This window comes from Marinoscillum pacificum, assembly GCF_024714495.1.
Classification (GTDB): Bacteria; Bacteroidota; Bacteroidia; order Cytophagales; family Cyclobacteriaceae; genus Marinoscillum; species Marinoscillum pacificum.
Genome location: NZ_JAMZMJ010000001.1, coordinates 121,697 through 136,774, shown reverse-complemented (window position 1 = coordinate 136,774; position 15,078 = coordinate 121,697). Strand labels below are relative to the sequence as shown.

The 15,078-nt window shown below is 40.3% G+C and carries 13 protein-coding genes; 4 read left to right on the top strand and 9 right to left on the bottom strand.

Annotated features, from left to right (window positions below; genetic code table 11):
- Positions 1-2 precede the first annotated feature (2 nt).
- The 8 genes from NXS00_RS00535 to NXS00_RS00500 all read right to left on the bottom strand — a co-directional run bounded on the left by NXS00_RS00535 (position 3) and on the right by NXS00_RS00500 (position 9,942).
- Positions 3-590 carry a penicillin-binding protein activator LpoB gene (locus tag NXS00_RS00535; RefSeq protein ID WP_258097148.1) on the bottom strand — a complete coding sequence of 196 codons (588 nt, stop codon included), beginning with the start codon at positions 588-590 and terminating at the stop codon, positions 3-5.
- A 55-nt stretch (positions 591-645) separates the two neighbouring features.
- Positions 646-3,105 carry a TonB-dependent receptor gene (locus tag NXS00_RS00530; protein ID WP_258097147.1) on the bottom strand — a complete coding sequence of 820 codons (2,460 nt, stop codon included), beginning with the start codon at positions 3,103-3,105 and terminating at the stop codon, positions 646-648.
- An 8-nt stretch (positions 3,106-3,113) separates the two neighbouring features.
- Positions 3,114-3,767 (bottom strand): ribulose-phosphate 3-epimerase, encoded by a 654-nt coding sequence (gene rpe, locus NXS00_RS00525; protein ID WP_258097146.1) that lies wholly within the window; start codon positions 3,765-3,767, stop codon positions 3,114-3,116.
- 3 nt (positions 3,768-3,770) lie between these two features.
- The gene (locus NXS00_RS00520) at positions 3,771-5,423 is read right to left on the bottom strand and encodes a S8 family serine peptidase (protein WP_258097145.1); all 1,653 of its coding nucleotides are present in this window, start codon (positions 5,421-5,423) and stop codon (positions 3,771-3,773) included.
- Positions 5,410-6,105 carry a hypothetical protein gene (locus tag NXS00_RS00515; protein ID WP_258097144.1) on the bottom strand — a complete coding sequence of 232 codons (696 nt, stop codon included), beginning with the start codon at positions 6,103-6,105 and terminating at the stop codon, positions 5,410-5,412. Before NXS00_RS00515 ends, NXS00_RS00520 begins: the two co-directional genes overlap by 14 nt.
- A gap of 13 nt (positions 6,106-6,118) precedes the next feature.
- The gene (mnmA, locus tag NXS00_RS00510) at positions 6,119-7,267 is read right to left on the bottom strand and encodes a tRNA 2-thiouridine(34) synthase MnmA (protein ID WP_258097143.1); all 1,149 of its coding nucleotides are present in this window, start codon (positions 7,265-7,267) and stop codon (positions 6,119-6,121) included.
- A gap of 262 nt (positions 7,268-7,529) precedes the next feature.
- Entirely contained in the window at positions 7,530-8,363 is an 834-nt protein-coding gene (locus tag NXS00_RS00505) for a DUF4382 domain-containing protein (protein WP_258097142.1), read from the bottom strand.
- Between the two features lie 100 nt (positions 8,364-8,463).
- Complete coding sequence (locus NXS00_RS00500) at positions 8,464-9,942, bottom strand: DUF4382 domain-containing protein (protein WP_258097141.1); 1,479 nt, start codon at positions 9,940-9,942, stop codon at positions 8,464-8,466.
- A 115-nt stretch (positions 9,943-10,057) separates the two neighbouring features.
- Here NXS00_RS00500 and NXS00_RS00495 point away from each other — a divergent pair, with 115 nt between their 5' ends.
- The 4 genes from NXS00_RS00495 (at position 10,058) to NXS00_RS00480 (ending at position 14,508) form a co-directional block, all read left to right on the top strand.
- On the top strand, positions 10,058-10,579 hold the full coding sequence (locus tag NXS00_RS00495; RefSeq protein ID WP_258097140.1) for an RNA polymerase sigma factor: 522 nt from the start codon (positions 10,058-10,060) through the stop codon (positions 10,577-10,579).
- Between the two features lie 47 nt (positions 10,580-10,626).
- A complete protein-coding gene (locus NXS00_RS00490; RefSeq protein WP_258097139.1) occupies positions 10,627-11,541 on the top strand; it encodes a FecR family protein in 915 nt (304 codons plus the stop codon).
- Positions 11,541-14,075 carry a TonB-dependent receptor gene (locus NXS00_RS00485; RefSeq protein ID WP_258097138.1) on the top strand — a complete coding sequence of 845 codons (2,535 nt, stop codon included), beginning with the start codon at positions 11,541-11,543 and terminating at the stop codon, positions 14,073-14,075. Before NXS00_RS00490 ends, NXS00_RS00485 begins: the two co-directional genes overlap by 1 nt.
- An 85-nt stretch (positions 14,076-14,160) precedes the next feature.
- Positions 14,161-14,508: a hypothetical protein gene (locus tag NXS00_RS00480; protein WP_258097137.1), complete on the top strand. Its 348-nt coding sequence runs from the start codon at positions 14,161-14,163 to the stop codon at positions 14,506-14,508.
- Between the two features lie 80 nt (positions 14,509-14,588).
- Here the strand turns inward: NXS00_RS00480 and NXS00_RS00475 are convergent, their stop codons facing one another.
- The gene (locus tag NXS00_RS00475) at positions 14,589-15,002 is read right to left on the bottom strand and encodes a hypothetical protein (protein ID WP_258097136.1); all 414 of its coding nucleotides are present in this window, start codon (positions 15,000-15,002) and stop codon (positions 14,589-14,591) included.
- Positions 15,003-15,078 lie beyond the last annotated feature (76 nt).

The window sequence follows — 15,078 nt, the reverse complement described above, 5'->3', positions numbered from 1 at the left end:
CCTTAGTTCTTGATGTATTTCTTGATCTCCTTATCACCAATCCACACTTTCTCATTGGTTTCCAGGTTAGCCAACTCCAAATTGACTTTGTAGCTCACTACCTTCTCATTTTTGTACGAATCCGTCACAGAAGTGATTACTCCAAACATCATAAAATCAGCACCAAGCTCACGTCCCCATTTTGATTGAGTTTCAGGAGATGCGAACTCATTTTGATCAGCGCGCTCTTCTCTAAGCTTTTCTCTAAATACAGAGTTTTGTACCACGCGTACCATTCCTGAGTTGATAAATTCACGCTCTACATCTTTGATGAATGTTTCTGGCTCAATGTGTTCAGTAGTCTTATTTTGAATCATCCCAACGATGACTACAGGTTTTTTACCTGTTCCCTGGAAGAATTCCTCTCTCCATGGTCTGCTCAACACATCGTTGATCATTTCTTCCGCAACCAGTTTAGAATCGGTATCATTCCATCTTCCGCTTAAATCTATTTGCTGATCTGGGCTGACTCTAGTTACTGTTCTGTTGGCACATGATGATACCAGTGCTATAGCTACTACAATTAGGAAGGAATTTGTAAGTTTTCTCATTGTTAAATCAAGGTTTGATAATGTTTTTCCCACAGATGTAGACGAATTTATTCGCCTAAAGTTCTGCTGAAATCTTAATATTCAAAAACCTTGCCGATAATGAGTTCGGAATAGCAAATTGATTACCATTAACATCCTCAATCCAGGTATAAGACAAGGTATTGTCTGCAGCTAAGGCATTTAGCACTTCAGCTCGAATCCAGATGTGCGAGAAAAAATTATTGACTCTCATGTCAAATTTCTTACTCAGACCAAGATCAGCTCTATAATACTCATCTCCGGAGTACGCATTACGGTATCGAGCATTGTTGGGAGGACTAAATGGATAGCCAGAACCGAAGACTAAATTCAAATACACTCGCAAAGTTGGATCTCTTGGCATGTGGTCCTCAAAATAAGCGGCTATATTGATTCGTTGATCCATTGGTCGACGAACTTCTCCTATTTCTTTAACTTCTTGTCTAGCAATTATCGATTGATTGGCAGGACTGTTAGACACTTCATTTCCATCTGAATCAAAGTATGCTATGTAGTTATCACCAATGATGTCTTCTTTGGTTTGAAGAAATCCAACACTAAACCAGGATTGAGTTCCTTTCACAAACTCGCCATTGACTCTAAAGTCCAGACCTTGTGCAAAACCATTTCCATTTTGATCTGGATAATATCGCAAGCGCACATTGTCTATATCGTAAGGAATGATGTCATACAATTGCTTTCTGTACATATCAGAAGTAAACAAGAATGGTCTTCCCCACATGTAAAACAATCTGGTGGTACCCAAAATAAAATGCAATGAACGTTGTGCTTGCACATTGTTAGCCAAGGTACCATCATAGGCTCTTAACTCTCTGTAAAATGGTGGCTGCTGGTATAACCCTACTGAGAACTTAAAGGTGGTAATGTTCTTCCACTTTGGTGCTAACCGATAAGACACTCGAGGACTGATCAGTAACTGCTCATTGTAGTCCCATAAAGTTGCTCTTACACCTGCATTGATTGCATGTACAGAATCTTTCCAAAGGTGAGTTGTTTGGACATAGGAATAATATTGATTGGCATTCAACGACAGATCATTGAAAATGGAACTCTTCATCTGAATGTAATCCGATGAGTCTACATAGCTGTATTCGTTAATCTGATCTTGAATATCCTGTATGGCTATTCCAACTCCTCCTTCCAATACACTGTTTTCATTTAACAAATATTCCCAACGAGATTCAGCCGTGTACAAATCCGCATTCAAATTATTTCGACCGTATTCATAATTGGTCCCAATACCTCGTTCTACCACGCACTGATCAAAGGAAGATGAAGTTGGGTTGGTGTTGACATCACATAGTCGGTACGCTCCTTCTACATCGAACTGCTCCTTTTCATAGGTAAATAAGGATGATCCAATGAAGTGAGTTCTCAATCGGGTATTGAACCGGTGAGTTAATCGAAAACCTAACTGATAGGTATCATATCGCATGATTTCACTTCCTTCAAATGCTGTTTGCAAGCGGAAGTTCCTTTGCACTGAACCAAACTCTGTGGTTTGAGATACTGGTTCTGTATAGTATCTATTGCGACCATAAGATGCCAGAATATTGAGTTTAGTTTTATTCAGGTAAACTGATCGATCTTTGGTCAAATCAAACGTAAGAAAGGCCTGAACATCTGTATATGTTGGAAAATACTGCCCTTGCGTTTCTAACGTGTTCAATAAATACCTGGAGTCTCTATGACGTGCACCTATTAGATACGAAATCTTATCAGTACTACCACCTGTATACGCTGTTCCACCTAGTAAACCTATTGTCACTGCAGCTTCGAGGCTATCCGGCTCTTTATATTCTATGTTAAGGCTACTGCTTAGTTTGTCACCATACTTCGCTTCCCAACCGCCAGCATAAAACTCTATATCGCTAACCATATCAGGGTTGACAAAGCTCAAACCTTCCTGGCGTCCTGCATTGGCCAAAAATGGTCTGTAGACGGGAATATCATTTACATAAACCAGGTTTTCATCAAAGTTTCCACCTCTTACCGAATAAGCTGAACTTAACTCATTATTGCTGGAAACTCCGGGAAGAGTGACCAACACTTTATTAAAGTCACCAAAAGTGGAAGGCAAACTTTTAGCAGACTTGGCGTCTACTTTATAAGAACTTACTGGCTCCTGATCAATAACACTTTTATCTTCTATCTGAACATCCTGTAAACGAGTGGTTTTCTCTATAAGAATGACATTTAATTCTTTATCACCTGCTAGTTCAAGCTCGATGGATTTAGTTACGTACTGAACATGAGTAAAAATGAGCTTGTAGCTGCCTTGTGGAATTCGAATTGAGTATGCGCCTGAAATATCTGAAACCGTACCAAGAGAGGTGCCTTCCAGTAATATGGATACACCAGGTACATCATCCCCAAACTCATCCTGAACTTTACCAGAAACCACAGCGGTCTCTTGAGCAAAACTCTTCAGAGTGATGAATAAGAATAGAATTAGGTAGGCAGGTTTAGACATCATTCCTGATATCAAACGTTTTTAAGAGTGGATATTGTCTCCACAGGATCATTTGATTTGAAGACAAAACTTCCCGCAACTAGCATGTTGGCTCCTTTCTGGACTAATTCTCTGGCATTTTCAGAGCTCACACCTCCATCAACTTCGATTAAAAGGCTAGGATTAACCTCTTTAGCCATTTCTGCAACACGCTCTACTTTGGAGAAGGTATGTGGTATAAATTTCTGACCACCAAAACCTGGGTTAACACTCATTACCAATACCAAATCAATATCAGCAATGATTTCTCTTAACACTTCAACGGGGGTATGCGGATTCAACGCCACTCCTGCTTTCATTCCTAATTCTTGTATAGCACTGATAGTACGGTGAAGATGTTTACACGCTTCGTAATGTACGGTAACAATAGCCGCTCCACTATTCTTGCAATGCTCCAGGTATGCATCAGCGTCTTGAATCATCAAATGAAAATCCAGCGGCTTTTTTGCATGCTTGGCAATCGCCTCAGTTACTGGAAAACCAAAGGAAATATTTGGAACAAAAACTCCGTCCATGATGTCGATGTGGATGTAATCAGCTTCACTATTGTTTAGCATTTCTACATCTCGCTGAACATTTGCAAAATCTGCAGCTAGCATTGAGGGTGACACCAGGCACTTGTCCATTCCTTAAATCTTTACGAGTTTAACTGTTTTATTGAATCGTTTCGTGCGCAAGATTAAGAAATACACACCATTTACGGTAGGATCAATAGCGATTTCTAGATTATTTGGAATCTCTTGACCGTCTATTTTATTGTGGTAAATAGATTTACCTTCCATATCCTTAATGAGGATTTCTAGCTTTCCTTTTAGTTTGAGGTCTCCAAAGTCAAGTGTTACTTTGTCTTCAGAAAATGGGTTAGGATAAACTTTTAGTTTGTCTTCAAATACATCTACTGCATCAATAGTAGCTCCGTTAACTGCTAAACGGTACTTTGGTACACCAAATCCATACAATGAATCTGGCACCAAAGAGCTCGTTCCGGACATGCGAATAGACTCCATCACTTCCTCGTTAGTCCACTCTGGATTAGCCTGCCAAATAGCTGCTGCAAACCCTGCAATTTGAGGAGAGGAAAAACTAGTACCATTACCTGTTGTTATTCGAGCACTTGTAGTCTCCCCTGATGTAGACAAGCTCGCATTAAAAATAGAAGCGCTTGTTCCCATGGCACAAACATCTGGCTTAATACGCCCATCAGCTGTAGGTCCCACGGAGCTAAAACTTGATTTATTGTAACCAGATGTTACACTTCCAACAGTCAATATGTCTTTTGCATCGCCAGGACTCGTGATATACTTCCATGATCCATTTCCTTCATTTCCAGCACTCACCACTACAATCATTCCTTTCTGTGAAGCGATATTTGCAGCCTTCGCGACCAAAGTATTCTGACCATTCATGTCTTCATAGGTATAGTCCATGTTCTTATCAGAAAAGGTGGAATACCCCAAAGAACCATTGATCACATCAACACCTAAGCTATCTGCAAACTCCGCCGCAAACAACCAATTATATTCTTCAATCCAATATTCTGACTTGACATCTTCTGTCACACACAGCACGAATGATGCTTTAGGTGCTGTTCCAATTACGTCCAAATAATCAGAAGCAATGTTGGAAAATACAGAAGCACCGTGGGTATTGTATTGAAACACATTGCCTGAGTTGGCAATAAAATCTCTCGTAGCTACTAATCGATCTTCTGCAAAAATATGCTCAAATGGTTTGTATTTATTCACTCCTGGAAACCCACTATCAAATACAGCGATCATCATTCCCTGACCTTCAAAACCATCTTCATGCATATCGTCAGCACCAAGCATGGCTAATTGCACTTCGGTATTACTATTTACACTTTCAGGATCCAAGAATGTCTCAGCAACCGTATAAGTCCCGGGAGTTGTCAATAATCGGGTGCCTCCTGCGATATATACCACACTATCCACAAAGCTTAACTGTCCCACAGATGTAGCCTGAGAAGCAGTCATCTGAGCTAATACGCCATTGAACCACTTGGTAGAGAAGAACACATCTACTCCTTTATCAGCTACTTGATTGATGTAATTCTGATCAACAGGCAAATCCTGCTCTGTGATGGCAATTCCATGCTTTTCACGACGAGCTATCGCCCTTGATGTAAGAAACTCTTCTGGATGGTCTATTGAATAGCCAACATTGGCCTTATCTGAAAAAAACACCATGTAGCGATCTTGCGCTGAGGTGATTAACATAGCTACCAACATCAGGCAGCTTAACAATACTTTATTCCTTCCCATATACTATCAACTTCTGACTCAGAATCCGGCCTTTCTCAATCGCTCCAACTTCGGATCCTTTTTGTGTACAATTCACTGTACAAAATGAGAGCTGAATGTAGTCTTTCTCTACAAGACCGACATTTCTTAAATATACTTCAGAACGCTCGTCTTGATTTACTAAATTCTGTTCAATGTCCTCTATTATTACTCGAATGGCGTCAGATGAGGTATAACTGACATCACCTAATGAATAACTATCCACTGATTCATAGTAATACTCCTGACTTTCACGAGTATTGTAGGCATTTCCATCCCAGGTTTTATTTACAGATACTGGAAATACTAACTTCACCAGATCAGTATTGTTTTCACTGAACACCGCATCTCGACCTGTTTTTCGCACCGCCCAAACGGAATCTAATGCGAGTTCTACCTCAGTATTTCCGATGTAACGATTGATTAGGTATTTAACCGTACCATCACCAGCTACTAAAGAATCAACAATGACCTCTTTTAATATGTAGGTTGTTGTAACCGGTTCGAAAACCTCGTAGACTGTCTCTTCAACCTGGTAGGTCCAGAAATTACCAACCTGTAGCGGTAAAAAGTCATATCCCTGATCTAAAGTGAGATCGCTCACTTCTTCCGAACAACTCAAAGTTGCCGTTAGTATCAAGGATATGATGAAAAATCTTTTCACTGATTAAATCTACTTACTTCGCGTTAATTTCTGGCATGCCATTGCTTGCATGGTGCTTGCTCTGATGGAAACTTGATTTAATCCATCCACCGCCAATTACGTCATTACCTTCGTAGAATACAGCTGCCTGACCTGGGGCTATGGCACTAACTCCATTACCAAAGAATACTTTGATGGTATCACCAACCTGCTCGATCACAGCAGGCGACCCTTTGTCATTGTATCGAACTTTAGTGATGGTATCCTTACGCTCTCCTTCGATAGAAGCGTATTTCTGCATGGTTAGGTTGTTGACATACATGCCATCTCTAGACAGTTCATCAAACGTACCCAAAACCACTCGATTCTTATCTTTTTGTATTTCAGTTACATAAACTGGAAATCCCAAGGCAATTCCAAGACCCTTACGCTGACCAACTGTGTAGAATGGATACCCTTCATGAGTTCCTACCACAGTTCCATCCTCCAATACAAACTCTCCTCCTGCAACCTGCTCTTCCAATCCATCTACACGACGTTTTAAGAAACCTCGATAATCATTGTCTGGTACGAAACAAATTTCATACGATTCAGATTTGGTCACTAGTTCATGGAATCCACGCTCAGTAGCCATGTCTCTAATTTCTGACTTGTGTAAGTGACCTAATGGATATTTCGTACGGCTCAAGCTTTCCTGAGAAATTCCCCAAAGAGCGTAAGACTGATCTTTATTCTCATCTTTCCCTTTAGAAATAACAAAGCGACTGTTCTCTTCACGAACATTGGCATAATGGCCAGTAGCAATGAACTCACAGTCTAGTTTATCCGCTCTACGCAACAAAGAATCCCATTTGATGTGCGTATTACACAGCACACAAGGATTTGGCGTACGACCGTCCAGGTATTCATTCGTAAAGTGATTGATTACATAATCACCAAACTCTTCTCTGATATCAACAATAAAGTGTGGGAATCCGAGGCTAACGGCTATGTTCCGTGCATCGTTGATGGAGTCCAGACTACAGCAGCCAGTTTCTTTTTTAGATCCTCCTGAAGATTGATAATCCCATGTTTTCATGGTCATACCGATCACTTCATAACCTTCTTCGTGTAGCATCACTGCAGCCAGTGAGCTATCAATGCCGCCACTCATAGCGACAAGTACTCTTCCGTGTTTGCTCATAATTCGTCTCGCGAGGTTCAAAGCCTCGTTTACGTTCGACATGTCATCCTGAAAACCTTCAGGACCATTCTGATTTCTTTCAAATCAAAAAAGAACGAGAAATCCCGTTCTGCTTGCAAAGTTAAATCATTTTATGCCAGTAAGTTCACTCCCCTGAAATAAAAAAAGCTGGAACTAAATGTTCCAGCCTGTGCTTCACTCACGTTAGCAACCAACGTGCATCTTACACATATGAGCAACCACTCTCATATTTCTTTCTCCATTACTGGACAGGAAACTCTACGTCCTGCGTAGTAACATTTGCAGCGTTGATAGTCACATCCTCAGCCACAATTGAATCATATGTTAAATACTCAAAAACTACATCATATGATCCAGCCTCCAGCCCTAGGATAGCGTAAGCTCCATCAGCGTCAGTAAATGAACTCGTATTGAAGGTATCTGCAGCGTAAACGGATACTTGCGCACCTTCAGCAACAGCGCTTAAGCTGTCTGTTACAGATCCTACTAATCGACCTGCAGTCGATAAATTCGTTGCCTTGATAGTTGGCTTGAATGTAAAGCCATTGTATCCATCTTTCGCATTTCCTTGCGGAACAAATGAGTTGGCTACATCAAAATCTAACAACAACTCTGATGTGAGGCCACCAACTACTTCAATGGATGGGCTAATAAATACTTTGATTCCAGAAGATGATCCACTAGGAACTTTTAGATCATATGTAGTACCATCTTTCAATACTACGCTCGCTTCTGATACGTAAACGCGTACCAGGTCGTAAGTACCTACAGGCACTTCCAGGTCAACCAGACTGGCTGTTACTCCATTGGTAAGATCCAATAGATTATAAGACGCAGGTTCCTCTGTCAAAGTCATAAAAGGACTTCCCTGACTTTCACCTTTACCTCTTACCTCGACCTTAGTAACGGTCACGTTTGCTTCTGATACGTCATCGGTGGGAAACGGGGCATCAGTCATACGCACACTTAAAGTACCATAGGCAGACTCATTCTCAGGATCGCTGCAACTACTCAACATTAATGCTGAAACAAGTACTATAATTAGTGTGAAATATATTTTTGCTTTTGAATTCATAAACTTCCTTTCGGTCATCCGTTATAAAAACAGACAGCTTATGATTTCTCCTACCGGCTTTTTGAAAAAAAATATATTTTAATCAAAAGAGTTGAGGGATTTACTCCGGAGACATCTCGAAGTTAGCAGTTACTTCTTCCAGGGACAGTACATCAACCTGCTGTGAATCTGTTAGATAACCATCCTTTTCAATGTAAATGGTATAGCTACCTTCTTCTACTCCAAGAATGACATATTCTCCTGAGGATTCGGTAAATGTAGATGTATACAAATCATCATTATCGTCAAAGACCGATACCTGTACATTAGACAAAGCCTCATCAGTATCTGAATCTACTACAAAACCTCTGACAGTTCCGGATGAAGCTAAATTAGTAGCTTTCACTGTAGGCTTGAAATTGAACCCGCGGATTCCATTGGGGCTATTGTCACTACCTAGAGGCACAAAAGATTGGGACACATCAAAATCGATTAGAATTTCCAATAGATCATTTTCAACAATTTCTATTGAAGGAGATACTTTCACCTTTAACCCAGAAGAGGCACCAGATGGCACATTTAAATCAAAATTTCTTCCATCGGTCAGAGTTATTTCTGCTGCTTCTATGAATAAATTGAATGATTGAATATTGCCTACTGGGACTTTTAGATCAACCAAATTTTCTGAAAGCCCATTCCTTAACTCGAAAATATTGATAGTGAACAATTCCTCTGACAACAATAAAGTTGAATCACTGTGATCTGCAGTTATTTTATTGATTGTTATATAAGCCGATTCAATCAGTTCTACTGGATATGGTGCATCCGTAATAAGTAATCTAAGTGTGGCCAACCGATCAATTCCACCTAACTCAAACGGCTCATCACCTTCATCGCAGGTACTTACAGCAGCGTTGATCAAGTTTTGCATTTCATCATTTCCAGAAATCGCTACTTGCTCTCCCTGGTGATCCAGAACTGTAATGGGGTACCCAAGCCCAAGCACTTCTTCGGTCTTTCTATTAGCTAGTAAATAATAAAGCTCATTATCATTTGGAATGGACTCAACTTTTGCGCTTTGATAAATTGGATCATAGGATACCACTTCTAATGGATAGACGAAATCAATACACTCGATATCTGAATCCGTCCCTCCTTCTACACAATTCTGAGCTTGAAGCTCAAGATCAATGGCATTACTAATTTCTGTTTCCAGGTATTTTTCATTGATTACATTAATTGGATAAACGAGCCTGAACTGATCTCTACTGGTGATCTCTTCTTGATAGGCAGTCTCAAATGCTTGAAGATCACTATAGGTATTGATTTGGTATAACTCATCATTCAAATAAGCTTCGACAGGAAGCTTTACAGTCAAACAACTGGCATTGTCCAACACATTATCGATAGATCCATCCAATAAGGTTATATTGATCAATTGTCTTTCAAAAGTGGAATTAAGATTAATTACCTCATTTTCATCAGGGTACTGCACATCTTCATAGCTCTCCATACAACCTGTAAGGCCAAGAAGAGCCACTAAAAGCAGCATCAAGCTCGATCGATATGTATTATTCCTATGCACCAAATTATTTTTCAAGAGTTAACTATTTCTCCTTCAGGAACATTGAATTCTATCCAGATACTATTATAACAGATAGCCATTCATTTTTCCTACATTATCTAATAACTTGCCGAAATATTTTATCTTGAAAATGTCCAAAGAAAACTCCGATAATGTATGTGAAGAAAAGGTTTTCGATCAACTGTTCCGTTCGTTTAGTGAAGAGTTGCACAAAGTTCTTTACTATAAATACGGAGCAGACAATGATCCATTAGATATTGTACAGGAAGCCTTTTCAACCTTATGGGATAATTGTGCCAAAGTAACTCTGGAAAAAGCACGTGGATATTTATATACGATCGCCAACAATAAAATGCTCAACGTGATCTCCAGAAGAAAAACGGTTCTCAATTATGCCAGTCAATATAATGGCTCTGTCACGTCCAATCAAACACCCCAATATGTATTAGAAAGTAAGGAGTTTGACCACAAACTCAAAACCGTATTGGAATCGCTTACGGAAGATCAACGAGTTACCTTAATGATGAATCGTGTGGAAGGTAAACGACATAAAGAAATTGCTGAGATACTTGGGATTTCTACGAAAGCGGTAGAAAAGCGAATTTATAAGGCTCTGAGTATCATTGAAGAGCAATTAGGTAAAAAAATTTAAACTTGGGTAGGAAAAATTAAGGGTCACCTGTTTTTAATTCAGAAGATATGAAAGACCAGGAGCGCATATTGCAATATTTGAACGGATCTCTTTCCGCCAAAGAAAAAGAGGAGTTCATGAAAACTGAAGACTATCAATTTATTGATCAGGTCACTCAGTCATTGCAGGCCTTCAAGGCACCGACATTGAATACAGAAGAGGCCCTAACCACGCTGAAAAATCGACAAAGCAAACAAGCCAAAGCTGTCGAGTTCTCTCTATGGAACAATGCATGGAAGGTTGCTGCTTCTATTGTTATAGTAGCAGCCGCTCTATGGTTTTTATATCCAAAATCATCCACGGAACAATTTGTTGCTAGTCATGAGCAACAAACAGAATGGATCCTGCCTGATGCTTCAAAGGTAGTCCTTAACAAACACTCCGAACTCTCCTACTCAGAAGAAGAATGGGAGAAATCCAGAAATCTCCAATTGACCGGAGAAGCCTATTTCGAAGTGGAAAAAGGAAGTCAATTTACCGTAACAACCACCTCTGGGATCGTTACCGTATTGGGCACTCGCTTTACGGTCAATTCTAGAGAAAATTATTATGAAGTAACGTGTTATGAAGGCACAGTTGCCGTTACCACTACAGATCCAAAAAACAAAGACACCAAAACGATCTTGGCGAAAGGAGAACAAGTTCGGTGGGTAAATGACCGTGTGCAGCGCAATACAGTCAGAGCTGTACATCCATCCTGGGAATCAGGGTTCTCTGACTTTGAAGAAGTCCCTTTTTACTTTGTTATCAAAGAGTTTGAAAGACAATACGACGTAACAGTCGAATACCCTGAATCAGAAGCAGAAAGGCTGTTTACAGGGTCCTTCCACAACGAAGATTTTAATTCTGCATTGAAAGCTATCACAATTCCACTAAGTTTAGAGTTTCAAACCAAAGGAAACTCTGTTACGCTTAGTAAATAGTGTGTAAAAACTTAGTAGTATTTATACTATTCTACATTGTCACCTTATCCTCTCAACTTCTAGCTCAAACAGGTAGAGTCCCTCTTAAAGAGCTCCTGCAGAAAGTTGAACAGGATTATCATATCCGATTCACATTTGCAGATGACGTCATACAAGAAGTAAACACCTCTCCTATTCAAGCTGAAAACCTAGAGGATGTCTTGCAACAATTGAGATTACAAACGGGCCTACAGTTCGAAGCTATTCAATGGGATATTATTGCGATTAGCCCAAAGAAGAATAGCCTCATCACTCTTAAAGGCTATATCAAGGACATTCAATCCAATGAAATGATCCCTTTTGCAACGATTCAGGTAGGATCTCAAATAACCACATCAGATGTAAATGGTCAATTTCAGCTGGAGAATGTATTGGTAGTTGATTCCACTAACATTATCATCGGCCAAATCAGTTATTTTACTCTGGAGAAGAACCTAAACTCTTTTGATAATCCTGGAGAACTAACCATCTCTCTTCGACCTAAATACGAAGCCTTATCCGAAGTGATCATTGACAATTACTTTGTTCCTGGCATTAGTCATGTGCAAGGTGGTGGTTTTCGATTTACACCTAATGAGCAACAAATTCTTCCTGGTTTAACAGAACCAGACCTCCTATTTTCCTTACAAACCTTCCCTGGCATATACAGCGCCAATGAATCAGTCTCTAATATCAATATTCGTGGTGGTACCAATGATCAAAACCTGGTATTATGGGACGGAATCCGTATGTTTCAGACCGGTCATTTCTTTGGGTTGATCTCAGCTTTTAACCCTTACATCACCGAAAGTGCCACTGTCGTAAAAAATGGAACAACTAGTGATCTGGGACAAGGCGTATCGGGAACACTTGACATGAAGCTCAAAGAAACAGTACGAACAAAAAGCGAAGTAAGTGGAGGAGTTAACCTTCTACATGCCAATTTTCAAGCCGGCGTGCCAATTACCAAAAACATCTCATTAGAACTTGCAGCCAGACGTTCTCTGACTGATCTATGGCAAAGCCCTACCTATGACTCCTATTTTGATCGAGCCTTTCAAAACACGGCTCTGAACCGAGCCCAGAACAACGATAGCCTGATTCGTCAGGACCATCGATTCCTCTACTACGACTGGCTGGCCAAAGTCAATTACCAACCCGACACGCAAAACAAACTGAGTTTCACCGTTTTTAACATTGCCGATGAACTAAGCTTCGCAGAGGAAACGACATTTGATAATGCTAATACCTCTAAAGAAAGCCAGCTGAATCAAACCAGTAAAGGAATCAGACTGGGCTACACCCGTTTCTGGACGCCAAAACTGAAAAGCAAAATCAACCTCTACCAATCTGAATACCTACTAGATGCTACGAATCAGTATCTAGTAGCTGATCAGACATTAACACAGTCAAATAAGGTCACTAACAGACAAGTTTCGATAACCCTAAGCCATCTGATTAACTCGCAACTGGATTGGCAATGGGGCTATACTGCAGACATGACGGCTGTAACAGATAAAGTCAATCTCAACAGACCTTCACTAACCAGTGATATTCAGAGGGTTCTCAATTCACACATTGTTTATGGTCAAGCCAACTGGTCGCAAGAAGCTACAGGAACATTTGTCTCAGGAGGATTACGACTCAACTACTTCCAACAGGCAGATCCTCAATTCATACTGGAGCCGCGCCTGAGCGCGCATCAATACCTGACAGATGAATTGATGTTGGAGTTTTTGGGAGAAATGAAGAGTCAGACAATCACACAAATCATTGACTTGCAAACCGATTTCCTCGGTATAGAAAAGAGACGATGGGCGTTAGCGGATGGCAGTAATTTTCCTATTATCCGAAGCAAGCAAGCCTCCCTTGGATTACACTACGAACTGAATAACTTCTTTGCTAGTGGAGAATTGTATGTAAAACAAGTCAAAAACATCATCTCCACAAGTCAGGCCTTTCAAAATCAACTAGAATTTATCCAAGTACCCGGAAGTTATGATAGCTATGGACTCGATTTTATGATCAAAAGACGTTTTGGGAAGCTAAACTCATGGCTAAGCTATGGGTGGGCACATACTAATTATACTTTTGATCAATTAGAGCTAGATCAACCAACCTTCCCTAGCAATCTGGACATTCGACACAACATATACCTCGGCAACTCACTCAAAACTGGGCAATTTGACTGGTCTCTCGGAGCCAATTACCACTCAGGAGTACCTGTGACACGTCCAGACAACATTGATCCCGTTCTCAATGGACTAATCAACTATCAATCTCCTAACCACGGCAAACTTCCAGATTATCTCCGACTAGATTTCTCTGGTACGTACCGATGGAACTTCCCCAATGGGCATTATTCATTAATAGGGTTGTCCATCTGGAACATCATGAACCGAGACAATCCGCTTCGCACCTACTACGAGCGCATTGCCAATACACCTATTGCCATTGATCAACTAGCGCTGGGCTTCACTCCTAATGTAAGCCTGCAGTTGCAGTTTTATTTTTGATAGGTTAACCCTCGTTATTAGAGATCAAGTACCTACCGATAATAATCAAGCATTGCAACCGTTAATGAACCAAAAACCATAACATATGAAAACACTAATCTTCTCTTCCCTATTATGTTTCAGCCTGTCATCCATCGCACAGGCTGCAGCCGAAAGTCCTGCTGATACCTCAAAAGACTCCAGCTACACTTGTGAGAAATTAGTTTTCAATCCTGAAACACAGGAACTGATGTTAACAGGAGATGTCAGCTTTAAGATGGAAAACATCGAACTGAAGCACGCTGAAAAGGTCGTTTACAATAAACGAACAAGGGAAATTACCGCAACTGGATTGAATGAATTCACTTTTAGTGGAACCATTGAAATGGCAAAAAAGCCAAAAAACAAACGTCTTAGTTACAAAGTCGGTGAGCAGGTGGCATACCTTGATTGATACTTAAAATAACTCAGCAAATTATCTAACGCAAGACCAAAAAGGATCTCCCTTAGCCTACATCTGGGATGAGCTAAGCACTAATTATCAAACACATAATACATTTCCCCGTCTCCAAATAGCCAGTTTTTATCACGTGCAAAGATGCTTTTCCGCCAATGATTGCGTTCAGACAAGTAAACAATTTTGGTGGTAATGGCCACTTCATTGTTGATGGTTATCTTCACTTTGTACAGGCCATCCACTTTTTGGTTCACTTTCTTGATCTTAATGGCATCAACTGGCACCACTGTAATATCATCTTTGTAAAACATGAACTCTTGCTGTGGACCAATGGTGACCTCATCAAAATCAACGTAAGTAGCAAGGTATTCCTGAACGGTACTGTCAGAAGCCACGAGCTGTAAGACGTTTTGTTCCTCTTTAGCAATGTTCTGAGCTTGTAAGGTATAATGTACCAAAAGAAAGGCGAATAAGTAGCAGTATCTAATCATGGGAGTATCGTTTGGAGGTAAGATGCGGTTAGTGAGGTGATGGTTGCATGTGGGGTGTTCGTGATTGCTGGAGTAC